23 protein-coding genes are annotated in these 22,920 nt (G+C 62.3%); 14 read left to right on the top strand and 9 right to left on the bottom strand.

Features of this window, described 5'->3' with window-relative positions; genetic code table 11:
• Positions 1-157: 157 nt before the first annotated feature.
• Positions 158-733 carry a recombinase family protein gene (locus tag A3M3_RS0122770; protein WP_197023374.1) on the bottom strand — a complete coding sequence of 192 codons (576 nt, stop codon included), beginning with the start codon at positions 731-733 and terminating at the stop codon, positions 158-160.
• 74 nt (positions 734-807) lie between these two features.
• Between A3M3_RS0122770 and A3M3_RS26640 the strand changes: the two genes are divergently transcribed.
• The 5 genes from A3M3_RS26640 to A3M3_RS0122745 all read left to right on the top strand — a co-directional run bounded on the left by A3M3_RS26640 (position 808) and on the right by A3M3_RS0122745 (position 5,586).
• Entirely contained in the window at positions 808-2,562 is a 1,755-nt protein-coding gene (locus tag A3M3_RS26640) for an IS30 family transposase (RefSeq protein ID WP_028268231.1), read from the top strand.
• Between the two features lie 314 nt (positions 2,563-2,876).
• On the top strand, positions 2,877-3,896 hold the full coding sequence (locus A3M3_RS0122760; RefSeq protein WP_028268230.1) for a DUF3644 domain-containing protein: 1,020 nt from the start codon (positions 2,877-2,879) through the stop codon (positions 3,894-3,896).
• 162 nt (positions 3,897-4,058) lie between these two features.
• Positions 4,059-4,472, top strand: coding sequence for a hypothetical protein (locus A3M3_RS26635; RefSeq protein WP_035743728.1), 414 nt, complete (start codon positions 4,059-4,061; stop codon positions 4,470-4,472).
• A gap of 57 nt (positions 4,473-4,529) precedes the next feature.
• Positions 4,530-4,805, top strand: coding sequence for a DNA gyrase subunit A (locus A3M3_RS0122750; RefSeq protein ID WP_028268228.1), 276 nt, complete (start codon positions 4,530-4,532; stop codon positions 4,803-4,805).
• A 325-nt stretch (positions 4,806-5,130) separates the two neighbouring features.
• The gene (locus A3M3_RS0122745; protein ID WP_028268227.1) at positions 5,131-5,586 is read left to right on the top strand and encodes an SRPBCC family protein; all 456 of its coding nucleotides are present in this window, start codon (positions 5,131-5,133) and stop codon (positions 5,584-5,586) included.
• A gap of 20 nt (positions 5,587-5,606) precedes the next feature.
• On the opposite strand, the gene A3M3_RS26630 is transcribed toward A3M3_RS0122745, so the two are convergent.
• Positions 5,607-6,719 carry an IS110 family transposase gene (locus A3M3_RS26630; RefSeq protein ID WP_051423528.1) on the bottom strand — a complete coding sequence of 371 codons (1,113 nt, stop codon included), beginning with the start codon at positions 6,717-6,719 and terminating at the stop codon, positions 5,607-5,609.
• A gap of 641 nt (positions 6,720-7,360) precedes the next feature.
• Between A3M3_RS26630 and A3M3_RS0122735 the strand changes: the two genes are divergently transcribed.
• The 3 genes from A3M3_RS0122735 to A3M3_RS26625 all read left to right on the top strand — a co-directional run bounded on the left by A3M3_RS0122735 (position 7,361) and on the right by A3M3_RS26625 (position 8,495).
• Positions 7,361-7,606 (top strand): hypothetical protein, encoded by a 246-nt coding sequence (locus A3M3_RS0122735; protein ID WP_028268226.1) that lies wholly within the window; start codon positions 7,361-7,363, stop codon positions 7,604-7,606.
• A gap of 257 nt (positions 7,607-7,863) precedes the next feature.
• Positions 7,864-8,142 (top strand): hypothetical protein, encoded by a 279-nt coding sequence (locus A3M3_RS0122730; protein WP_028268225.1) that lies wholly within the window; start codon positions 7,864-7,866, stop codon positions 8,140-8,142.
• Positions 8,139-8,495: a ribbon-helix-helix protein, CopG family gene (locus A3M3_RS26625; protein ID WP_051423510.1), complete on the top strand. Its 357-nt coding sequence runs from the start codon at positions 8,139-8,141 to the stop codon at positions 8,493-8,495. Before A3M3_RS0122730 ends, A3M3_RS26625 begins: the two co-directional genes overlap by 4 nt.
• A 105-nt stretch (positions 8,496-8,600) precedes the next feature.
• On the opposite strand, the gene A3M3_RS0122720 is transcribed toward A3M3_RS26625, so the two are convergent.
• Positions 8,601-9,215 carry a DNA-binding protein gene (locus tag A3M3_RS0122720; RefSeq protein WP_035743726.1) on the bottom strand — a complete coding sequence of 205 codons (615 nt, stop codon included), beginning with the start codon at positions 9,213-9,215 and terminating at the stop codon, positions 8,601-8,603.
• A gap of 415 nt (positions 9,216-9,630) precedes the next feature.
• Here A3M3_RS0122720 and A3M3_RS29345 point away from each other — a divergent pair, with 415 nt between their 5' ends.
• Positions 9,631-9,756 (top strand): hypothetical protein, encoded by a 126-nt coding sequence (locus A3M3_RS29345; RefSeq protein ID WP_269317351.1) that lies wholly within the window; start codon positions 9,631-9,633, stop codon positions 9,754-9,756.
• A 446-nt stretch (positions 9,757-10,202) separates the two neighbouring features.
• On the opposite strand, the gene A3M3_RS0122710 is transcribed toward A3M3_RS29345, so the two are convergent.
• Positions 10,203-11,288, bottom strand: a complete 1,086-nt coding sequence (locus tag A3M3_RS0122710) for a DUF4238 domain-containing protein (protein ID WP_155854528.1) — start codon at positions 11,286-11,288, stop codon at positions 10,203-10,205.
• 124 nt (positions 11,289-11,412) lie between these two features.
• Here A3M3_RS0122710 and A3M3_RS28325 point away from each other — a divergent pair, with 124 nt between their 5' ends.
• Entirely contained in the window at positions 11,413-11,589 is a 177-nt protein-coding gene (locus A3M3_RS28325) for a hypothetical protein (RefSeq protein WP_155854527.1), read from the top strand.
• On the opposite strand, the gene A3M3_RS26620 is transcribed toward A3M3_RS28325, so the two are convergent.
• The 3 genes from A3M3_RS26620 to A3M3_RS0122690 form a co-directional block, all read right to left on the bottom strand.
• Positions 11,590-14,829, bottom strand: a complete 3,240-nt coding sequence (locus A3M3_RS26620) for a DNA polymerase III subunit alpha (protein ID WP_081737024.1) — start codon at positions 14,827-14,829, stop codon at positions 11,590-11,592.
• A gap of 6 nt (positions 14,830-14,835) precedes the next feature.
• Positions 14,836-15,123, bottom strand: a complete 288-nt coding sequence (locus A3M3_RS26615; RefSeq protein ID WP_035743724.1) for a DUF6504 family protein — start codon at positions 15,121-15,123, stop codon at positions 14,836-14,838.
• Between the two features lie 234 nt (positions 15,124-15,357).
• The gene (locus A3M3_RS0122690) at positions 15,358-15,969 is read right to left on the bottom strand and encodes a hypothetical protein (protein WP_155854526.1); all 612 of its coding nucleotides are present in this window, start codon (positions 15,967-15,969) and stop codon (positions 15,358-15,360) included.
• Between the two features lie 215 nt (positions 15,970-16,184).
• On the opposite strand from A3M3_RS0122690, the gene A3M3_RS26610 reads away from it, so the two are divergent.
• From A3M3_RS26610 to A3M3_RS0122660, 4 genes are all read left to right on the top strand, one after another.
• Positions 16,185-17,921, top strand: coding sequence for an RHS repeat-associated core domain-containing protein (locus A3M3_RS26610; RefSeq protein ID WP_035743722.1), 1,737 nt, complete (start codon positions 16,185-16,187; stop codon positions 17,919-17,921).
• Positions 17,918-18,520 carry a hypothetical protein gene (locus A3M3_RS0122680; RefSeq protein ID WP_028268220.1) on the top strand — a complete coding sequence of 201 codons (603 nt, stop codon included), beginning with the start codon at positions 17,918-17,920 and terminating at the stop codon, positions 18,518-18,520. The genes A3M3_RS26610 and A3M3_RS0122680 overlap by 4 nt, the downstream gene beginning before the upstream one ends.
• 156 nt (positions 18,521-18,676) lie before the next feature.
• Positions 18,677-19,240: a recombinase family protein gene (locus A3M3_RS0122675; RefSeq protein ID WP_028268219.1), complete on the top strand. Its 564-nt coding sequence runs from the start codon at positions 18,677-18,679 to the stop codon at positions 19,238-19,240.
• 417 nt (positions 19,241-19,657) lie between these two features.
• A complete protein-coding gene (locus A3M3_RS0122660) occupies positions 19,658-21,322 on the top strand; it encodes a competence protein CoiA (RefSeq protein ID WP_197023373.1) in 1,665 nt (554 codons plus the stop codon).
• A 138-nt stretch (positions 21,323-21,460) separates the two neighbouring features.
• Here A3M3_RS0122660 and A3M3_RS0122655 read toward each other — a convergent pair whose 3' ends face one another.
• Both A3M3_RS0122655 and A3M3_RS0122650 read right to left on the bottom strand, forming a co-directional pair.
• Positions 21,461-22,135 carry a recombinase family protein gene (locus A3M3_RS0122655; protein WP_231497410.1) on the bottom strand — a complete coding sequence of 225 codons (675 nt, stop codon included), beginning with the start codon at positions 22,133-22,135 and terminating at the stop codon, positions 21,461-21,463.
• Positions 22,136-22,262: 127 nt separating this feature from the next.
• A complete protein-coding gene (locus A3M3_RS0122650; RefSeq protein ID WP_028268216.1) occupies positions 22,263-22,835 on the bottom strand; it encodes a recombinase family protein in 573 nt (190 codons plus the stop codon).
• Positions 22,836-22,920: the final 85 nt, after the last annotated feature.

Below are 22,920 nucleotides of genomic sequence, written 5' to 3'. Positions count from 1 at the left end.
CTTCTACAGCCCAAGCGAAGCGAGGTCCGTGCAGTAACCCTGGACGTCAGCCAAGCGAGCCCCAGAAACCGGAGTCTTCAGGCAGCGCCTGGGTTCCGGGCCAGACTGTGGTGCTCTCGCGTGCAGCACGGGCCTGCCGGTGGCGCCGCATCGCACTTCAGATGGTGCGCCTTTGGAGCTCGCGGTACACAGTCGTTCGTGACACCCGGAACAGTTCGGCCAGTTCGGCCTGAGTATGCGCGCCCGCACCGTGCAGCGTCAGAAGATGCTTCCGCTGCGTCTTGGATAATTTTGGCTGCTTGCCCTTCAGCCGCCCCTTGGCCTTTGCGACTGCCATGCCCTCGCGGGTGCGCGCCCGGATCAGATCCGCCTCAAACTCGGCCACCATTCCCAGGACATTGAACAGCAGGCGGCCTACCGGGTCAGTCGGATCGTGGGTGCTGCCGCCGAGACTAAGCACAACCCCTTTGGCCGTCAGCTCATCGGCAATGTCCCTAGCATCTGAAAGGGAGCGGGCCAGGCGGTCGAGCTTGGTCACCACGAGCGTATCGCCGGCCCGGCATGCCGCCATCGCTTCGCGGAGTCCAGGGCGCAGGCGGTTAGCTCCTGTAAGTCCGTGATCGACAAAGATCTGCTTCTCTTCAACACCCAGGGCAAGGAGGGCGTTTCGTTGCGCGGTCAGGTCCTGGCCGTTCGTTGAGACACGGGCGTAGCCGATCTTCATTCCAGTCATGAGGAACAGGGTTGCAGTAATCCCCCGCGGGATTCTGTTGATCGAAGCAACACCTTCTTTCAAGGTGGTTCGACATGTATCTCAGTTCCTCGTCAGCAGCAGGCATCCGGTTTCTTGCCTCGGTAAAGCATGGGCATGGTCTCAAACCGTCCGCCCGACATGCTGGCTTCGATAAAGAGGTCGGCTACCGCTTGCTGCGCGAGGAATACTTGCGTCTGCGTCGCAACGGCAAGACTCCCAGCGAGACGACGGCGGAGCTCGGGTTCACCACGTCCCGGCTGGCGGCGTGGGAAGGTGACGTCGGCCAGGTCAAAGACCGGCATCATCTTCGGGTGAATATTGACGAGGAGGCCAGCTTTTGGGCGGCGTTTGATCGCGGGAAAAGCCTTGGGGAGGCAGCTAAGGCAGCGGGTGTGAGCCGTTCAACCGCATATCGGTGGATACACCGTCGTTTCGACCAGCTACGGCAGTCCAAGGTGACCGTTAGGCGGTGCCAGGACCAATTGCGCTTGACGGACCGCCTCAGGCTGACCTTCGAACGCGACCGTTTATCCCGACTATCGAAAGAGCGAAACGCGGCCACGGCCGCGCAGCACGCCGCTGTCCTCTCCTCCGGTCGTTACGCAGACCAGATGCTCGGCGCGGTGCTCTCAGAAGCGCAGCAACGCCGTGCTGCACGGGCCGAGAAGTATTGGCAGCTGATGCGCAACGGGGTGAGCAACGCAGAAGCATGCAGACTTCTTGGTATGCACCGAAGAACAGGGACGCAGTTGCGTAAAGCCAGCAATTTCCAGATCCCAGCCATCACATTGCCGGCCGTAACCGCGGGCCGCTACCTGGATGCGCGGGAGCGGTTGCAGATCGCGGACCTGCTGCGCCTGGGGCACTCAATGCGGCGAATCGCGGCGGAACTGGGCCGTCACACCTCCACGATCAAACGGGAACTCGACCGTCACCGGGACGCTCAAGGCCTCTACCTGCCCCGCACTGCCGATCATGACGCCCGGCTACAACGGGCCCGACCGAAAGTGCATAAGCTCGTTGCCAACACCCGGCTGCGCACCCTTGTGCAACGCAAGCTCAACCGTTTCTGGTCGCCGGACGAAATCTGCGGGTGGATGAAGAAGACATACCCCGATGACCAGACGATGCGGTTGTGCCCGGAAACGATCTACCGGGCATTGCTGCTGCGTGAGGACCACGGCCTGCACCAGCGGTATGCCGCCAAGCTGCGCACCGGCCGTAGGGTCCGCAAGACCCGTTGGCGCACCCGCACCGGGCAAGGCTCCCGGATCCGCAACATGACCATGATCGACCAGCGGCCGGCAGAGGTCGAAACCCGTCTAGAGGCCGGCCACTGGGAAGGCGACCTCATCGTCGGCGTCGGGTCAGTCTCGGCGATGATGACACTCAGGGAAAGAAAAACACAGTACGGCATCATCATAAATCTGCCCCTGGATCACACCGCTGCGAGCGTCAACGCAGCCGCCATCAGCGCGTTCGCGAAGCTGCCAACACACCTGAAGCGAACACTCACCTGGGACCAGGGCGTGGAAATGGCCAGCCACGAGGAACTAACAAAGAAAACCGGGGTCCAAGTCTACTTTGCCGAACGCTCCAGCCCCTGGCAGCGCGGCGCTAACGAGAACTTCAACGGGCTGGCCCGCCAGTACTTCCCCAAAGGCACCAACCTCGCCGTTCACAGCGTTGAGCACGTCTCCCACGTGATGCGGGAACTCAACGAACGGCCACGAAAAACCCTCGACTATGACACCCCGGCAGCACGATTTAAAACCGAACGCACAGCGCTGGCCGCCGCTTTGCGATAGCCTCAAAGCACCGGGGAAACACCCGAAAATCACGCATCTGTTGCGTCGACCCCCAGAAACCGCCCCCCCATCACCGTGCATATCACCGTGCGGGTCTTACGTACATGGCCCAGGCCAGCAATGGCCCGGAACGTGGCGGCGGACTTCCGCGGTACGGTGATCGACCGGCTTACGGACGACAAAAACAGCTTTTAGATTGGCCCCTAAATTAGTAGCTTGCAGCGACCCGCCGCCCTTCTCATGATTGCTCAGAGTTCTCGGTCAGTAGCTCTAAGCTCGGTCATTGACGATCTTCCTGACCGAGGTGATGAAAAGTGCCGCAGCCCTATGTCTCTTCCCGGCGCCTCGTCGCGAATTCACTCTCGGCAATGCTGGCAGCGATTGAGGTCTACAACAAGCCGCGAATGGAGTACCGAGACGAGGTCACCGTGGTGCTCGTCGTCAACGCCTGGGAACTCGCGCTGAAGGCGACCCTACGGCAGGCGGGAAAGCGCATCTTCTACCCTAAGAAGCGCAACGAGCCCTACCGAACGCTAGCGGCTGAAGATGCACTCAAGCAGGTGGTCATCAACAAGCTCTTCCCGACAGGTGTGGACGGCACGGCCTTGGCAGCCAACGTCACAGCTCTCGTCGGGTACCGTAACCGCGCGGTGCACCTCTACGCCGCCGATTTGGGCGAGATGGTTTACCCCTTCTTGCAGACCAGCGTCCTCAATTATCGGGACTTCATGCTCGACCGCTTCAACAAGGACTTGGCCGATTCAATTACCTGGCAGCTCCTGCCCCTCGGCGCTAAGGCACCGACGGAGCCAATCCAGTTCATGAAGACCGAACCTGCCACCTCAGCCGTGACCGAGGTTCAAGATTTCATCGAGGGCCTACGCGAACTACTCGACAAAGCCCAAGCCGCTGGCGCCGACATGCAGCGCGTCGCAGCCGTCTATGACGTTCACCTGAACTCAGTCAAGGCCGTAACGCGGGCCGACTTGGTCGTGTCAGTGGCGCATGAAGGCGAGCGGGTAATGGTGAAGAAGACCGACCCAAATCAGACGCATCCCTACACGAGGACCAAGCTGCTTGAGCGGGTGAATGCCAAGCGGAAGGGGCCCGGTAAGGACAGAACGCTGACAACCCATGATCACCAGGCCCTGTGCTGGAAGGATCATCTGCGTGACGACCCACGCATGGCATGGAAGCACAGCGACGGTGTGACCTACGTTTGGTCTGGCGACGCGATGCGGCATATGGTCAACCTCACTGACGAGCAGTACGCGGAGGTCCGCCTCGAGTACCGAGAAGACCTACGTGCGAGAAAAGCCGAAGCCAAAGGCTGAAGGAGCGCCAGGAATCTCGTCAAGTAGTGACCTCGGTGCCCGGAATACATGGGGGCCGAGTTCTCACCTCCACTCAATCGACGTCTCCGATCAGTACAGATAGACGATCCTTTACTAGGACAGGTGAGCTGACAATGGCCCATGAGTGCGTACCCTCTTTGCATGGGTGAGTTCGTTCGCTATCAAAGCGCCGTCCCTAACCGTCGCGGGCGATTTCCAGGTGTGTTCGCGATGGCCAACGGACTCAGAGATGAGGGACTCTTGGGTGAAGCAGATAAGCAATGGCTCCAGATTGCTAACGCCAACGCCTCGGCAATTTATGCCGACCCGACAACCGTGGCGGCGGATTGCTACAACTCTGAGCTGAACCCTGGCGCCAGGTCGTGGTTCAAGGCCGAGTCCACACAGCTTCTCGATATGACAGCTGGATATCTGGACCTACTCGACCGGCACGACGTCCCCTGGGTGGCGCTTCGCACCCGGAACCCCGGTCGACTCGTCTACGAGGACGCAGTGCAAGTCGTCGCAGTTCCTCACACCTATCCGGACCATTGGCCGTTCAAACCGGTCCGGTAAAGGATCCCCAAACTGGACGGAAAGGCCCAAGACTGCCGGTCGTGCAAGAATCGCGGCATGGATGAGCATGAGCGGCAGATGAGGGAACAGCAGTTGATAATCGTCGAGGCGCTGGTGCAGGCGATGGATCGGCGCGACGAGGTCTTCCAGGTGATTGACGATTCAGAGGACATGGACGAAGCAATACGTCGCGTGGGTCAGCTGTTGGGTGTGGGAGAGCATGGCAGCCGGGCAGTCCTCGACCTGCAGGCCAGAAGATTCACGCGAGACCAGCGTCAGGCCCTCGCTTCCCATGCGGAAGAACTCAGATCAAGGCTGCCCGACGGGCGCTGAACTGGCCGCGTGCGATCCGCTGACGGTTGATCGTCCTGGCCTCACACCCCAGCTTTCAGCGTCATGAAGTGCATTGTGAACTCCGTGCCGGCGATTAGTCGGCGTCCGGTACGACGCACGCTCGACACGACTACACGCGCAGCACCCGACGCGCCGCATCACCGTTGGGCCGCGGACCATGGCAGCCCTGGCGCTTGGCAAACCCCTGGATCTGCATCGCCGTGCGAGACCCGCCCCCAAAGTGTCCGGTGGAGGATCCTCAACCGGGCACGGTTCTGTCTGCCAGATTCCCGGCCGGGGCGGAAGGAGCTGCAATACTCTGACCATGGCCGTTTATTTTGAGTGCAGAACCCGGACAAAGATGGCCAAAGCGGAGCTGTTTGACCTTGCCCGGAGCATTGACGCCCACACTGACTCCATGGCGCAGTCTCGTGAAGAGGCCGTAGGCGGCGTGAGGTCCGGTCTTATCTCTTTGGGTGAGGAAGTGACCTGGCGAGCCTGGCACTTCGGCGTCCCGCTTCAAATGACGAGCAGGATAACCGAGATGCAGTCACCCGACTACTTCGTAGATGAGCAGGTCAAAGGTCCGTTCCGACGTTTCCGGCACGTCCATGAGTTCAGCCAAGACTCCGCAGGAACCACGATGGTGGATCGCATCGAGTTCGAGGCACCGTTCGGACCCATAGGACGCCTGGCCGAGAAGCTGGTGCTGGGCCGCTACCTCCAAAGGCTGATCGAGGCGCGCAACCGACACCTTGCAGGTGACTCGAGTCTCGAATAGATCGTCCCGGTAGCCGATCCTTAAGGGACACCACCTGAACCATCTGCCCCGGCAACGTGGGATGGGGCCGGTTCCGTCGTTGCGTAAAGAGCGTTGAGCTGGCGGTAGAGGATTCGGGCGATGTAGCGCTTGAGGGATCTGCGGATTTCACGGTAACTGCGGCCTTCTTGGGTGCGTTTGGTGACGTAGTCCCGTGTTCCGGGGTCGTGGACCATCCGGGTCATGGTTATGGTGTGCAGGGCTCGGTTGAGGCGCCTATCACCGCCCCGGTTGAGCCTGTGCCGGACAGTGTTGCCGCTTGAGGCTGGCAAGGGATTCACCCCTGCCAGTGAGGCGAAGGCAGCTTCGCTGCGAACCCTTCCTGGATGCGACCAAGCTGTCAGGACGGTGGCGACTGTGACAGCCCCGGCGCCCACCATCTCCAACAGCGGCGCAGCGGGGCTTTGCTGGATCAGCTCTGTCATGCGCTTCTGGTTCGCAGTCAGCTGGGTGGTCACTTCGAGAACGCGGCGCGCCAACCGCACTGCTTCCTCGCGCGCGATCGATAGTTCGATCTGCTCCTGGCGTTCCCGCCATCTGGTGATCGTTGCGATCTGGGCGGGAACCAGAGGTTTACGAGCGTCGATTCCCAAGTCGTGTGCCCGGAGGAGGGCGGTGAGTGCATTGACATTCATTGTTCGGTCCCGGGTCAACTGATCCCTGGCTGCGCTGAGGATCCTGAGTCCAGCACGGGCTCCTTCATCCCGGCGCGGGGCGCGGAGCTGGGACTCCTCTAGGGCCAGGACTGCGGTTCCGATGGCTGCGGCGTCCAGCGGGTCGGATTTGCCGATCGCCCGGCGCCCTCGGGCGTTCATCCGTGGAGCTTCGGCGACGTCGTAGCCGGCGTCGGTTACTGCCCGGGCCAGACGTGCCCCGTAGGAGCCGATACCCTCTACGGCCCATAGACAGGCCATGTCGCCGTCTGTCCGTCGGCCTGCCCAGGCAAGTGCGCGGGAAATACCTGCCGGGGTGGTCGGGAACTGCTCGCACGCGATCTGTCGCTGGGTGCTGGCCTCGATGATGGCGTAAGTGTGGGTGCGGGCGTGGCAGTCCACACCGATGACGAACGGGCGGGTCTGCGCAACGATAGTCAACGCGGCCACCCTCCTTCCTTTCGAACGGGCAAGACAGGTCGCGTCGCGACCGGCACTGGACCTGGGAAGAGTCACTTCGAGGCAATACTGTGATGAGCCACAACCGCAGGGGCTGGGCAAGCTTCTAATCAAGCCACCGTCGTGGGACAGGTCAAGGCCGGCCGCTCCACCCAGCGCGGACAAGTCGGGGGAAATGCACCCTCGCGGGGGCAATTGTTTTTTCGAGTCACGCGCCAGGCAGAACGACCGGCATCAACACTGCCAGCTAGTCCCAGACCAGCCACTGCAAGACTCACAGTTGTTTTTTGGTTGCTGGCAAGCTCGCTTGCTCGGCGGCCGACGGAGGCCTGTCTACCCGCAGGGCAAGGGGGAGGAAATTCCCTGGAGGAAATCAGCGACGCAGGAGCGCCGGAGGGACATTCCTGCACCGCAGGCCCCGACGAAGGAGGGGCTGGACGGGCTGGAGCGGACGCCTAGAATCCGGAGGACAGCAACCAAAAAAACGTCGAAGACGTAGACAGGTCCAGGGTCTCCGGAGCCCTGCGAGGGAGACACTGGACCCAACAGCCGGCCGCGCCAGCGGACGCCTAAATGGGTGCGAGCCCTGCGAGCATGCCCTTCCTCCTGAGTAGGGTGAGGCCATGAGTGATCAGCCACCGCGTTCGGGCCGCCCACACCGGGTGCGGCACGGTGCCGGGATGGGGTCTCCGCGGATCCGGAGGTTCCTGGCCGTGGTATTCACGGTCGCCGCGGCCGGATCGCTGGTGTTGGTGGTCCTCGATGAAGACATCGGCCGGCCGGCGGCGGGCGATGTCTTCATCGCGGTCCTCAATGGCCTGGCGGCTTTCCTGTTGTGGCGCAAGGTATCCGAAGACGCACGGGCATGAAGAAACGCCGGCACGTGCCCGGGCCTGTCCGGGGTGCAGCGCAGCGGAAGCGATCCTGATCCCGGGATTATGCCCATTGTGGTCAGGCGGAGCCCTCCGCGCAGCTCAAGGCTGTCCACACTGTGCACAACCCCGGGCCGGCCTGGAAGCAACCGGCTGCGGGACTGTCCTGAGGCGGCAGTCGCCCCCGCTGCACCGGTGAAACAACTCCCGAATATTGTCTTGCAATATTCGGGTTATTGTGAGACAATATTTGTATGGCGATTAGGTGGGCGGACAGCGCAGACAAACATGGAATTGCCCGTGAGGATGCGTTGAATGCGATCCTGAACCAGATCTACCACGTTGAGCAGTTCGATGAACCGCGGGTGGAATCGGGCGCACGTCCGGACCTGTTTATCGGCCCGTCCCGGGACCGCCGGATGATTCTCGAAGTCATGGCGGTCATTACCCCGCCCAACGACATCCTGGTCTTCCACGTGATGGAGGCCAGGCGCAAGATACTCGACATTGCCGAGAGAGGAGCAACGGAATGAGTGAGAAGAAAACCAAGGGCGGCCAGGACCTGACCCCGGAGGAACAGGCCCGCTTCCATGCCCTGGGGGAATGGGCGCAGACCGCCGACATCGGCCCTGACGCCCACATCACCAAGGCGTCCGGGCCAGGTGCCGGACGCGCCCTCCTGGAAGCAGCCCTGGGTTCCCCCGAAGCGGTGAAGAGAGCCGTGGGCAAGCCGTCCCTGAGCAGCGGCGGAACGTCCCCGTCCCGGACCGTCCGCCTCCCGAAGGACATGGACGCGCAGCTGCTCGCCCGGTCCGAAATGGAGCACCGCAAGCCCAGCGAAATCCTCAGGGAAGCACTGGCCCAATACCTTGCCAAAGCCTCCTGAGGGCAGGCAGCTGATTGACGTGCACCCCCTTGGGTGCCCGCCAGCCCTGACCGCAGCCCGGATCCGGTCCGTGCCGGTTTCCTGGATGGAACGACGAGGCCGGATTTAATCCTTTTGGCTGCCGGGATTCTTCGTCTCCGGGGACACGCGCTCCAGCAGGGCGTTGTGGACCTTCTCCAGGGTGGTGGCGCGGACCTCGGCCGTTGCCAATCTGCGTGCCGCTGCCGCCGCTTCCTTGGCCGCGGCCCGCTCGGCCTCCCGCGAATCCTCCAGCTGCTTGCCGATCACGGCAAGCTGGCGCTCCAACGCCGCACGTTGGGCCTCCAGCCGGGTGATGTCCTCGGCATGGGCAGTCGAGGCTGCGTCTTTGTCGGCGCTTGCCTGGTCCAGGTCGGCAACGAGCTCGGCGATCTCCTGGTCCTTGTCCTTGCGTTCCTGCGCCCAGGCCGCCTCTACAGCGGCGTGGCGTTCAGCGGCCAGGGCGGACGCTTCGGCCCAGCAGGCACCGGCCAGGCGTGCCGCCTGTTCCAGCAGGGCGGCGGGTGTCGCGGCGACCTGCCCGCCGGCGGCCTGCTTTTCCTCGGTCCATTCCTTCAGGTACCGGGTGGCGTCGGCGTTGCTCACCCCGGCGGCCGCGCGGACCGTGGACACGGTCGGCCGGCGCTCGGCACTGATCTGCTCGGCTGCGGCATACACGCGGTCCTTCACGCTCAACGTCATCAAAAACACCTCTTCAATCCAGTCATAGTAGTAGTAGTAGGAGTAGTATCAATACTACTCCTACTACTATGGTTCCGCGCCGCCGCACCCCCGGCACGCGAACTCGTGCGTCTCCTGCCCTCGCCCTTCGCCTGGATCGTCCCGTCCCCCGGCTGAAACGGCTGCGGCCACGACGGCGGCCCGACAGCGCAAGGCTTGGATCAGAGGAAACCTTGATGACGGCTCGCCCGGGAGATGGCGGCACGCCGGGTCTTTTCTGTGGATGGCGGGCGCCGGTTGTCCACAGCGGCGTGCGGCCGGGCGCGAGAGGCTGTGGGAAACGCGTGCACAAGCACCCCGGCCCTGAAACGGCGGGCCGCCATGCTGTCGTTCCTGGCTTCTAGGATGGATCCCCGACGTAGGGAGAAGGAGAAGCATGGAGGTTAACGAGCGGCCGAGGGCCAGCGCCTGGCAGATCGCGGGCGTCTGGATCGCAGCTGCAGCGCTGCTACTGACGGCGGCACGGATGGGACTGGACCTGTGGCAACTGATCGGACATTGACCACGGGCAGCGCACTGGAGCACCGGAGCGGATGGGTTTCAAACGCGCACACAGGGAATTGGCGCGGCCGCTGTCGGTGTTGTCAGCAAGGCGCATGGTTCTGGCCTATGACCGGGGGAACGGGCCAGCCCCGGAGGCGAGGCAACCCCCTCCCACGGCAGGCGCAAGCTCCTAGGATTGATCCCCCACCCATCCACAGAGGGGAGACCATTGGAGCAGCAGCCGCGACCTCGCGCCAACTCATGGCAGATCGCTGCCGTCTGGATAGCAGCCAAGCACTGGTGCTAACGGCAGTCCGGACAGCCATGGAAGTCTGGCACCCGTAACCTTGTCCATCGGCGTTGGCCGGGAACACAACCGGTTCCCGAGTCCTCCCCGGATGGCCCTGACGCTGTGCACCCTGACGTCATTTCGGACGCAACGCCGCCGGCAATACTCCCGACGGATTAGAGGGTAGCCGCATTGTTTGTGTGTTCTTCGCGGCGCGGGAACCCTTTTCGCGGCCCCAGGTCCAAGGAAATAGTGCGTTCTTTCAGATGGAGGCCACTCCTGAATTCCGGCAAATTGGTTGGGAAGAACGGTGGAGGGCACCACTCCGCGGCCCAGATGTCCTTGTCGATGCTTTGAAGGTCCGCATCGGGACTGTAAGGCCGGGCGGCGACGCTCACCAGCCGGTGCCAATCAAATTCATGGGCGATGCGTTCTTCGCTAGTGCATCCCCACCCGCCATCGAGCCAGGTCCGGTCCGGGGGACGTTGCCACTTTCCGTTCAGACTTTTCAAAAATTGTTGCTCGCCGGCGATGACGAACTCGCGGGCCATCCCGGCGGTGTTTCGGTTGATGGTTTTCACCTCGTCCTGGCCGGCGCCGCGGCGGCCGATTATTGTTTTCCACCCGAGTCCTGAGTGGGTCATTATTTGACCGGACCGGCGGGGTGTCACGGTAAGAACATGGCGTCTGTCCAGGGGGACGAGCCACCCGTGCGTACTTTCGAAGCCACTAACCCTGGCAACGCTGAGGCCGATTTCGTTGGTGATGAAGTTTGCTTGTGGATCGTTGCTGGTGACGACGCCCCAGTGCGCGGCCGCGACCTGGGCCAGAAGCCGCTGAAGCTCAATCACTCGTGCGCCGTTCGTACTGTCTTCGCTCCCGGCGCGCTGCAGCCGGGCAGGGATCCGGCTTCCGAATCTCTCGTTGAACTCAGGCCCGCGAACGAAGAGAGATGCGACGAACGGAACGAGCGTCCTCAGCCAGGTGTTTGCCTCTAGAGGCCGGGCGGTATCGACCAATTGGCTGATCGCGGATGGCAGGGTCTTCTCGTAGTACGCCCACACCCGGTCCAGGGACTGCGGCTGCCAGTTCTTCTTCAGGGTGTAGAGGTCTTTCGCCGAGCCAAGTTTGTCGCCTGTTGTTGGGAACGGCTCCTGGGATCCTCGTCGGAGGCACCACAGGGGCCTGTACCGCCGGGATCCGTCATCCGAGAGAGAGAAACCTCCCATGTAAACAGCTGGCAAATAGTGATGGAGCGACATGAAGGCATTCTGCACCCTTCACCATCCAATTCCACTTGGACGGTACAGAGGGCGTGTCCCTGGCTTCAGCGAGTAACGCAGAAGCTGACTCTTTCCAGCCTGGCCAGAGGTGATCAATGGAAGCATGCTCAACAGATTCAGCACGGACAAGGGCGCGATTCACCTCACCCTCGTGGAGCCGCTCGTGATCGAGGTATCGGTAGATGTTGCCTGGTCCGGAAAGGCGTTCCGTCACCCGATCCGGTACGTACGCGCCCGACCTGAATTGGACCCCTCCGACGTACAGCACCACAGGCACTGATCACGATGCGGCGGCAGGCCTCGGAAGGCTGATAGTGCTCAGGTCCCACGCGTTGCTGGCCTGGAGAGACATGCCTCGTAGGCCGGTCCGGCGGGTGGTCCCCTCGATGAGCAGCAAGTTCGTGGAGAACAGGATCGGCGGAGCGACTTTTTCCTGGGCGTCGCTGAAGAACGTGGCGTCGACGCAGCCGGTGCCGTCGTCGACGCTGATGAACACGACGCGTTTGCCGCCCCGCATGGGCGGGGTCTGGGTAGCCACACGGATTCCCGCAACGAGGACCTTGGTTCCGTTGCGCAGGGTCAGGAGGTCTTTGGCTTTGGTGACGCCGAGCCGGTCCAGGAGCGGCTGGTAGGAGTCGATCAGGTGGTGGGTGACATCCAGGGCCAGGATGTCCAGTTCCTCCCGGGTGATCTCCAGGTCCGTCAGTTCGGGCATGCCGGCCGGGATCGTTGGCGCGTCGACCGCCGGGAGCGGGAGGGCGAGCTGGCCGGGGATGACCTGGAGCCGTTTTGCGGTGCGGGTGGCCTGGTTCCGGGCGGCGATCGCCGGGCGCGTCCGTCTGCTCTGGCCGGTGTAGAGCGTGTCCAGGGCCCCGACCAGGGCCAGGCTCTGCACGGTCGACGCGCGCAGACGTGCCCGTTCCTTCAAATCCGCCATCGAGTCAAAGGGCCGTTCGGTGAGGATCCTGTGGATTTCCCGGGCCTGGATGCCTTTCACGTCCGCCAGGGACATGCGGATCCCCAGCCGGCCGTCAGAGGTCGGTTCGGTGACGTATTCGTCGGTGGAGCGGTTGACGTCCAGGGGCAGGATGGGGATGCCGAGGCGCCGGACCTCGGCCACGAGCAGGCGTTTGGGGTACATGCCGGGGTCATGGGTCCAGAGCCCGGCCATGAACTGGACCGGGTAGTGGGTTTTCAGCCAGGCCGACTGGAAGGTGGGTTTGGCGAAGGCGGCGCCGTGGGCGCGGCAGAACCCGAAGGACCCGAAACCTTTCACGACGCCCCAGACCCTGTCGATCACCTCGGGCGTGTAGCCGCGTCCTGCGGCTTTCTCGTGGAAGAACTTTTCGACGCCGGGAAGGCGGTCTTCGTCGGACAGGAAACGGCGTAGCACGTCGGCGTAGGCGAGCCCGCAGCCGGTGAAGGTATCGATGATCCGCATGAGCTGTTCGTGGAAGACCACGATCCCGTAGGTGTTCCGCAGGAACGGTTCCAGGTCCGGGTGCAGCTGCTCCACGGTTTCCCAGCCGCCGCGCCGGTTCAGGAAGGGTTTGACCATGTCGGCCTGCATCGGACCGGGCCGGAAGAGGCTGATGTCGGTGATCAGGTCATCGAAGACGGCCGGCTGGAGTTTGCCGACGAGTTCACGCTGGCCCGGGGATTCGATCTGGAAACACCCCAGGGTGTGGGTGGAGCGGATGAGCTCGAAGGTCGGCTCATCATCCAGGGGCACCGCCTCAAGGTCGATGGTCTCCCCGGTGGTGCGTCGGATTTCGGCGACGGCGTAGGCCATGGCCGACTGCATCCGGACCCCGAGGACGTCGAGTTTGATCATGCCCATCGGGTCCATGTCGTGCTTGTCGTACTGGGACATCGGCAAACCCATCCCGGACGGTTGCACCGGGGTGCGATCCAGGAGGGAGGTGTCGGAGAGGATCACCCCGCAGGGGTGCATGGAGATATGCCGGGGCAGACGGTCCAGGCGTTCGGTGATGTCCACCAGCAGGTCCAGCTGCCGGCTGCCTTCGACGCGTTCGGCCAGGTCCCGGAGCTCGGGTTTCTCGGCCATGGCTTCGCGGAAGTGGGAGGCCGAGAAGCGCCAGAGGTTCTTGGCGATCCCGTCAATATCGTCCGGGTCCATGCCCAGGACCATGCCGGCGTCCCTTGCCGCGCCGCGGGCCCGGTATCCGGACTGCATCGACATCAGGGTGACCCGTTCCGGTCCGAAGCGGGCGAAGATCTCGTGGTAAATGTCGTGCCGTCTCGCTGATTCGACGTCGATGTCCACGTCGGGCAGGGTCCGGCGCCGGGTGCTCAGGAACCGTTCGAAGAGCAGGTCGTGGCGGATCGGGTCCACGAACGAGATGCCCAGGGCGTAGTTGACCAGGGACCCGGCACCGGATCCACGGGCAGCGGAGCGGATGCCCATGTCCCGGATGAGCCGGGCGACCTCGGCCACGGTCAGGAAGTAGGACGCGAACCCCAGATCGGCGATGGTGTCCATCTCCAGCCGCAACCTCGACTCCACCACCCCCAAAGCAGCCTGGCCGGTGCCCGCATAGAGGGTGTTCACCCCGGCGCGGGCGCGTTCCCACAGCACGGTCAGAGGGTTGCCGGTGATGCCGATGATGGAGGCTTCGGGCATGACCGGCACACCCCAGCCCGCATCAGTGACGGGGTCGATCCGGCACCGGTCCGCCAACGCCCCGGTCTCGGCGAGCAGGGCTCTGGCGGCTCCGGCGCCGGCCTGCCCGACCGCGGCGATCTCCGAGGCGAGGGCGTTCATCATCGGTCCGGGTTTGAGCCAGGCCTGGGCCGTGGGCTGGACCCCTGTCTCGTCCAGGCGGCGCAGCGCCCGGGCAGCATCGAGGATGTCCGCGGTGATCGCCCCGTCCGGGAGAACGTAGCGGACGGCGTTGCTCAGCACCGCCTTGACCTTGGCCCTGCCGGCGAGGCGGAGCATCCTGGTGGCGTGGGTGTGGCTGAACGGCAGCCCGGGCGCGGACAGGTGGGAGACGACCTCGACCCGCAAAGCGTCCCTGGGCAGGACGGCGAGCCATTGTTCCATCTGGGCCATGCCGTCACCGCGGGTCCCGACCTTGAGCCCGACGTCGGAAAGCGGCCCAAGAAGCACGGTCCCCACCGGGCCGACATCGCCGAGAAGACGCGCAGCAATCTCCGCCCTGGTCACCGCGACGGTCTTGCGCGCGTGGGCGGCGGAGACCAGCCGGCACAGCGCCGCGTATCCCGCGCCGTCGTTGTGTCCGTGGGCGAGGATCACGACCCGCCCGCCCACGGCTCCATCGTCGTCGAGGACGGCGAGCTCGACGCCGAGGATCGGATCGATCCCGGCCGCCACGCAGGCACCGATATGTTTGGGGATTCCGTAGAGCCCGTCGCGGTCTGTCACGGCCAGGGCGTCCGCTCCCCCGGCCTTCGCCGCGGCCGCCAAAGTGTCAGGCCAGTCCACCCCGTAATGGGCGGAAAACGCCGACGCAACATGCAGGTGGGTAAACATCAGGAGCTTCTAACCGAGGATGCGGGCCAACACCCAATCAGCGTCATCACGCACCAACTCGAACACCCGCTCCGCCGACCGGCCACGACCGGAGGCGGTAATCCGCCAGGTCTCGGTCTCCAGGACCTGCGGGCCGATGCCCTTCTGAATGCGGGACTGTTCCACCCACCACGGACGCCTGGTATAGAACCGCAGAGGTGTCTCAGTGCTCCGGTACTGCCGGTCCCGCCACTCAAAACCCAGAGGGCAGCCGTCCGGAGTCGTCCGCACTACCACACGCTCATCAACATCCAGCACTAGAACACACCTTCTAATAGAAAAACTTTTAATAGAATATGCGTTCGACACTACGTGTCGCCACCGACAGTTTGAGGGAGGACCGGGAACCACTGACCTGACCGCAGATCCCGCCCCTTACCTTCGAAATCTCGAGACCAGCTTGCGCCCCCGTTCCTCACTGGGGTGCGCAAGCTGACTCGGCTTATTCGCGGCCAGCTTCCCTAGGTAAAGGACAACAAGCCCTCACGGTCCCTAGGCAGCTCCCTGATCGCGACGGGAAATCCTACGTGCAGCTTCCTCGGAAGACATTGCTTCAAAGTTCCGGTCGACATCCGTACGGAATTCCTCCACCAGATTCCGGTTGTGATCCCGAAGATAGATGACGGTTTGGGACCCATTCAGCTTCTTCACTTCGGGGTGCTGCTGTTTAAGGAACCGCTTAGAAGGGGAAAGCTTCTTTTCTCCCCGCTCGACCGTTTGCTCTTCCTGCAGCGTTTCGGTGGCTTTGCGGTTGTAAAAGGAGCGGCTGGCCATGAGCAGGTTCCCGCGCGTCCATTCCGCCGGGACCAGCAGAAGCTGTTTCCCGTCGGCACACGGCAAAAGTACATCCTGCTCGAACCAGTCAAGGGCCTGCGGATCCCATGTACTGACCGTCCTGCTGATCGCGCCCTGCGCAAGTGACGGGTAGGTTTTCATCATTTCCCGGGTGTACTCGATCAGCACCGCGAAAATGACGCGAGTCGTCATATCCGACGTCAGGTCTTTGCCTACGCCTGGGACGAACAGGGCAAGGTCTTCAAGCCTGGAAAGTGCTGCACTCCTACAAACGGGTGTCTGAAGCTCGTCCCAGAGAAGCTGGCCCATGTCCGCTCCGAAGCCTCTGCCGCGGCAGCCTTCTGCCGTCAAACCCAGACGCGTTTCATTGGGTTCATGGAGGTCCTGGAGCAGTTGCAGTCCTCGGCGCAATTCTGCGGGAGCTGGACTGTCACGGCAGCGGAGGACTTCAGTGAAGAAGGAGTGAAGGCAGTTCCGGGAACTACACGGCCGGGCAGATCATCCCCAACTTCGCGATCACCGCCGTGGGATCTGACGGGACGATTTCCTTCACGAACGATTCCCCCGGCACGGTACAGCTCATCGCCGACACCATGGGCTACTTCAACGGCCCCGTGACCGGCGGCCTGCCCGGACCGCACCAGCTCCAATCCATGACCTCCACCCCCGCCACAGGGTCGCCCACGACCAGCGCCTTCACCTGGGACGCGGCTGGCCGGATGACCGGCCGTGCGGGGGAAACCCTGGCCTACACCGCGGACGGGAAACTCGCCACCACCACCGGCACCAGCACCCTGCCCGCGAACCCGAACCCTTCCGCCACGGCAGGCACCCCGCCGGCACCCGTATCGGGAACCGCGGGCAGCACCGGGACCCGCTACTACGACGCCGGCGGGAACCTCGTCGGGATCACCGACGGCACCGGCACCACCGTCACGCTCGGCTCCATCACCGCCCACTCCACCCCGGCCGGAGTCAAGACCGCGACCAAGACCTACGGTTTCGCCGGCAAGACCGTCGCCCAACGCACCGCCGCCGGCGGGACCGTGAAACTCGCCTTCATCCTCAGCGACAGCGTCGACACCACACAGACCATCCTCCAACCCAGCAGCGGGGCCACGCCGGTCACCGCCCAGACCCGCTACACCGACCCGATCGGACTCGCCCGCGGCCCCACCCAGACAGCAGCCGGTGGCGGCGCGTACGCCACCGCCACGGGTGCCACCACAGGTGTGGGGTCCAACGCGGCCAACCCGGCAGGTTACGGCGCCGTCAACGGGTACATCGGCGGACTCTCCGACACGATCAGCACCCTCACCCACCTCGGAGCCCGCGACCTCGACCCCGTCACCGGTGCCTTCACAAGCCCGGACCCCCTCCTGGATCCAACCGAACCGAACAAATACAGCCCCTACGCCTACTCCGGCCAGGACCCCGTCAACCACAGCGACCCCTCAGGACTCGACTGGGGCGGCGACGACGCCCTCGCACTTGGGGGTTTGGCGTTAGCCGGCGGCCTTATCGACTGGTTCTCAACCCAGCTCAGCGCACACCCAATCCAGCTGCCGTCGATCCAATTGCCCACGATCCATTGGCCTTGGGAACAGCAAAGCTCATCCAGAACATCAGACGGGTCATCGTTAGGAAACGGCGTTTCAGGATCCCCCGCGATACCCGCATCCGCGGACAGCACCATCTCATATGACACCCCAATGGTCGGCGCAATAGGTGCGGACGACGGCTACGTCGCCGACTACCCCCAGGCCACAGGAACATACTTCCCCGCCATCCCCCAAAGGCCCTCGTCAACCAACGACCACGGGGCCCGGAACGACGGGGCAGCACTCGCAGCCGCCAACGCCATCATGCACGCCGCCAGCGAAGCCGCTACCGCGGCAGTCGGGAACGCGAATCTTGCATCGGCAGCCGCAGCGAAGAATGGTGCTGAGATTGTCCGTCTTGGCCAGGCGGGCGAAGATGCAGTTAGAGGTGCCTTCGATATCGGTCTGAAGAAGGCGGCAGAAATCGATGGTCGGAAACGCATCTTCGACGGCCTCACCGATGAAGCGGTCTCTGAGGTCAAAAATGTGGCTCGGCAATCGTTTACCCGACAACTCAAAGACAGTCTGAAGTTCGCGAAAGATACTGGGCGAGTCTTTGACCTCTACGTGCGTGGCGGCGCGAACCCAACGACGCTTTCGGGACCTCTGCAGGACGCGATCGCCGACACCCCCAGATTCAATCTAAAATTCATCCCGTGACCCGTTCGAATAAGAAGTCCGGTGCGATGAGCGCGACTGAGTTCATGGCTCAGCTTCAGAAGGACCAGGAGTATCAGAGCAAGAAGACAGCCTTTGACGCCGAGCATCAAGCGAGGGTGAGTCTGTTCCGAAAGGCTGAGCAGCCAATTGTGGAGGATCTGCGCGGAGTTGGCCTCGACGTCAAGTCTGTATGGGATCTGGTGAACACCGCTGACCCGTATCCTGCCGCCTTACCTGTGCTCTTCGAACATTTGGAACGTGGTGGGTACCCGGATCGAGTGTTGGAGGGCCTGGGGCGTGCCCTGGCCGTCAAACCAGCACAGATCTACTGGCCCCGTCTTCGTGAGCTCTACTTGCGCGCGACAGGACCGGACGAGGAGCAGGGACTGGCAGTTGCGTTGGCAGCCTCTGCGACCCCGGAAAACCTCAATGCATTGTTGGATCTGCTGAATGAAACCACACGCGGAAGTTCGCGGATCCTCTTCCTCAGCACGATCGTGCGCGTCGGTGGCGATATTGGGCGCAATGCAGTGGAGTCGCTACGGCATGATCCGTTGTTCGGCAAAGAGGCCAGAGCACTGTTGAAACAGCGATCTTGAGCGTTGTGGCTTTGTCGGGTTGGGGTACACCCCAAACTGACGTAAACCCGGCGTGAAACGATCCCAATGGATACGTGTCAGGCTGGGGTCCAAAGTGGCATTTCTTGACACATGAGTGACAGACTCTTAGAGTTTCCCTGACACCATGGGGAGACAATGACTGGCCAGACTTTCGGCTATATACGGGTCAGCACACTGGACCAGAACACGATCCGACAACTCGACGGCGAGCATCTCGACCGGGTTTTCATGGACCGCGCGTCGGGGAAGGACCAAAACCGCCCGCAGCTGGAAGCATTGATCGATTTCGCCCGAGACGGCGACACCGTCCTGGTGCACTCCATGGACCGCCTGGCCCGGAACCTCGATGACCTCCGCGCCATCGTCCGCCGGCTGACCGAGAAGAAGGTGCAGGTCCGGTTCGTGAAGGAGAACCTGACCTTTACCGGAGACGACACCGCGATGGCGACGTTCCTGTTGTCGGTGATGGGGGCGTTCGCCGAGTTCGAACGGGCCCTCATCCGGGAACGGCAACGTGAAGGGATCACGCTGGCCAAAAAGGCCGGCGTCTACAAAGGCAGGGGCAAGGCGCTGAACGCCGGGCAGGCGGCCGACCTGGTACGGCGCGCCGCCGCCGGAGAGGCGAAAGCCGCACTCGCCCGGGAATTCGGGGTCAGCCGCCAAACCGTCTACCAATACCTTCAACCGGAACCCCAGTAGAGCACCACAGACGAATCGTGCAGGCATGTACTGAGTAAGGAAGATCCGCCGCTCAGCCCCGGAAGATCCGCTCACCCGCGCACTAACGAAACTTGGGCGGCTCACGACACCTTCAGGAGGACCGGGTCTAGATTGCCCCTGACGACACTGTCAGGAGGACCGGGCCTTCTAGACCTGTTCGATTAGTCCATATTGTGGCCCAAGCGGCCTGCCAAAATTTTTTCACCTCGCAAGTCTGCCGTATCAGGCAGCGGTCCCATTTCCTTGGAAATGGGACGGTGACAAGGGACCGCTCCCCTGCACCCGTAATTCTGTCAGTGGCAAATGTCACACTGTCTGCAATTAAGTTGGCCGCCAGTCGTTCCCGCCGGAAGCTATAGAGGGCGAGACGGTCTGGCCAGACCTTGGGGAATCATCATGCCGCTCGTCGCACATTTCAACGGTTCGAGGACCGAAGCCCATCAGCTAGCAGAAGATGAATGGGCCGTTCTCAAATCTGCCTATAAGCAGGGAACTCTTACGATGACCTGCGGTCAGCCTGGTGTCCCTAAAACATCCAAACTCGGTTTTCAGTACTTCGCGCATAAGCGGGGCGCTGATTGCATACTTCATGCGGGTGCCCCGGAAAGCGCGGAACATCTGGCACTCAAGGCTGCGGCGGAAGCTGCAGCCAAAGCATGCGGCTGGGCATCCACTATCGAATACCCTGGTCCCCAGCGCAGCTGGATCGCGGATGTCTTAGCGGAAAAGGACGGACGAAGAGTCGCCATCGAAATACAGCTTTCCCCACAGCAACCCACGGAATTCGTCCGGAGACAAGAACGCTACGAAGCCTCTGGCATCGAATGCATCTGGCTCGTCGCCCCACACAACAAACGGAATGCGGCCCAAGTACCTTCCTATGTGATCAAGGGTTCCTCGGATGAAGTCATCATCGAGACCCCTGCAACCAGCTTGGGTGAACGCGCCGGAGATGTGGATCTGACTTCAGCTATCCGGGGGGTTCTGACCGGACACCATATGCAGTTCATTGAGGCTACCGTTACAGCATTCAGCATCTCGACCGGCATGAAGAGGTGCTTTCGCAGTGAATGCCGAGCATGGATGACGATTTGCCGCCTTGAACGCATCCAGGTTGAAACACGATGCGGCTTGAAGGGCACCGTAGGCGCAGAGTACTTCGGCCGGCTGCACTTGGAAGACCGCGCCGAGAGGGCCGCCTGGCCGGTCATCCTCAAAGCCATGTACGCCGATAGCGACTTGGCCAGGCCGGCACCGCTTCGTACAAAAAACAGCGATGCAGCCGGTCACGCCTACCTTGGCTACACGTGCCCCAGCTGCGGCTATCTCCAGGGCGACATTCCCATGATGAAGGAAATCCGCAACTGGCACGAGTACGTCATTCCACAGGCTGCTCCCATTCCGCTAAAAGCGTTGGCCTTAGAGGCCACACATATATGTAGGGATCAGGGCACCGGTTTCTGCAGCCAGTCACCCAAGGTTCCAACGGCCGCATCTTTTCCTGATGGTCAGGTCGGACGTGTTTGGCACAGCCGTGAACTCCTGACTGACGCGCTTTCTCCCATTCCCCCGAAAGGAACAAGGGCTGCGGCAAAGGCGGCAACCGGGCCGCAACCGTATAAGACGGGAGATAGGGCAGATGACAAGCACCTGCAAAGGTCAGAGAATGCGGCACAAAGGCAACCGCACGCCAAACAATCGCCACCTCCCGCAACAGCTGCAACGACCAGAGAACCCTCAGCAGCATCACCCCCCGCAATCCCACCTATTAGCAAGGCGGACCAGCCCCCCAAGCAGTTGGCCCAGCAGGAAAGTTGGTCGGAGGCCCGCCTCCGAGTGCTGGCGGCTAGGAGTCACTCCCCTGAAAAAGTGACGGAAATGTCTGGGGTGAAGCCGGTAGAAAACATGACGGCGAAGGAGCTAGCCAATGCCATATTCATTGCAACGACCCTCCTCGAGAACGGCCACGTTCTTGACGTTTCAGCTGCCCGTCGGAGACAAGGACTCCATGACAATCTCCCGGACCTGTTGGGAGAGCGCTACCCAAAGGGAACAGTTTAAATTTCAAACCTGGTCCAGTTAGATTTCAAACCTGGTCCAGGTGTCCCAGCATAATCTGACCATCCCGAATGTTGTCCCAAAATCTCGCCCTTGCACAACAGTCACAGAGGTAGCTTCGGGACGGCGACCCTCTTCGCCTCAGGATTCCATGCTCAGGTACCGGTACACCGTGGCACGGCTCGCCCCGATGATTTTCCCTATGTCAGCTGGTTTGAGACCACGCGCCTTTAGTTCACGTGTGCGCTTCACCTTGTCATGGTCAGCGGTGACTTCCCGTCGGCCTGCCTTTCGACCATTTTCGGCCGCAGCAGCCATGCCGGCCCGAGTGCGCTCGGAAAGCTGGTCGCGTTCGAGTTGGGCGAAAGCGGAAATGATCGTGACCATGGCCTGGGCGATCGCTCCCCCGACCTCACTATCAGGTTCAGTAACGATGCCATCCCGAAGCGATCGGAACTTGATGCCGCGCGACTTGAAATCATCCAGCAACTCCAGCAGGTGGCGGGTATTGCGCCCGAGCCTGTCCAGCTTCCACACCACCACCTCATCTCCGCGGCCGAGACGGTCCAGCATCCTATCCAACTCCGGACGGCTTACCCGGGTCCCGCTGATTCCTTGATCCCGGTAAATCCGATCGCAGCCCGCAGCCTCCAGCTCACGGATCTGCAGATCAGTGCTTTGATCCGCCAAGCTGACTCGTGCGTACCCAAGACGCGCCATCCCACTCCCCAGTCTTATCAAAGGACGAAAATTAGTGATGTTGAGAATATCAGAGTGAGACACATTGTTGGGACATATCGTGACCTGAAAAATCATGAACCACTGTGTAGTGACCTGTGACTGTTAGCTGAGAATGGCGGTTAAATCGCAGTTCAAGTTGGCGGTTTCATGGTTCGTTGCGTCATAGGGACTGTCGAAGCTTCGGTCGTCGGATTGGTCCCGCTCAGGTTCGTTCGTCCCTCCCGATGTTCAGGTAGCGGTATATCGTCGCCCGGCTGAGTCCGGTTATCTTTCCGATGTCGGCGGGTTTGAGCCCTGATGCTTTGAGTTCGTGGGCGCGTTTCACGGCCGGGTTTTCTGCTGTGACGACGGGTCGTCCGCCTTGGCGTCCGTGAGCTGCCGCGAAGGCCATGCCTGCCCGTGTCCGCTCGGTTGTCGTCTCACGTTCGAGCCGGGCCAGAGCGGTCAGGATCGTCAGCATGACCTTGCCGTTTGGGCCGGTGGTGGTAACGCCTTCGGTCAGGGACCTGAACATCACGCCTTTCGCCTCCAGCAGTTCGATGAACGGGAGGAGCTTCCTCGTGGAGCGACCCAGCCGGTCCAGCCTCCAGATCACCAGCTCGTCCCCGGGGCGCAGCTGATCAAGAATGTTGTCCAGCTCGGCTGTGCCGGCCCGTGTTCCGTTCACGCCACGATCTGTGAAAATCCGGTCACAGCCGGCTTCCCTCAGCGCGGATATTTGAAGCTCGGCAGACTGCTCTGCAGCGCTGACCCGGGCATATCCGATGGTTGCCACTTCGCCCCGATTCGTCGGATGAGTATTTGGGTTCTGATGATTTTGAATTTCGCGTCCGTCTGAGAGTTGGTCCAGGTGCCGTTAC

The organism is Arthrobacter sp. MA-N2, assembly GCF_000517125.1.
In the GTDB taxonomy this organism is placed as follows: Bacteria; Actinomycetota; Actinomycetes; order Actinomycetales; family Micrococcaceae; genus Arthrobacter; species Arthrobacter methylotrophus.
Note: the sequence above shows the minus strand (reverse complement) of the source record. Positions and strands in the feature narration are given on the sequence as shown.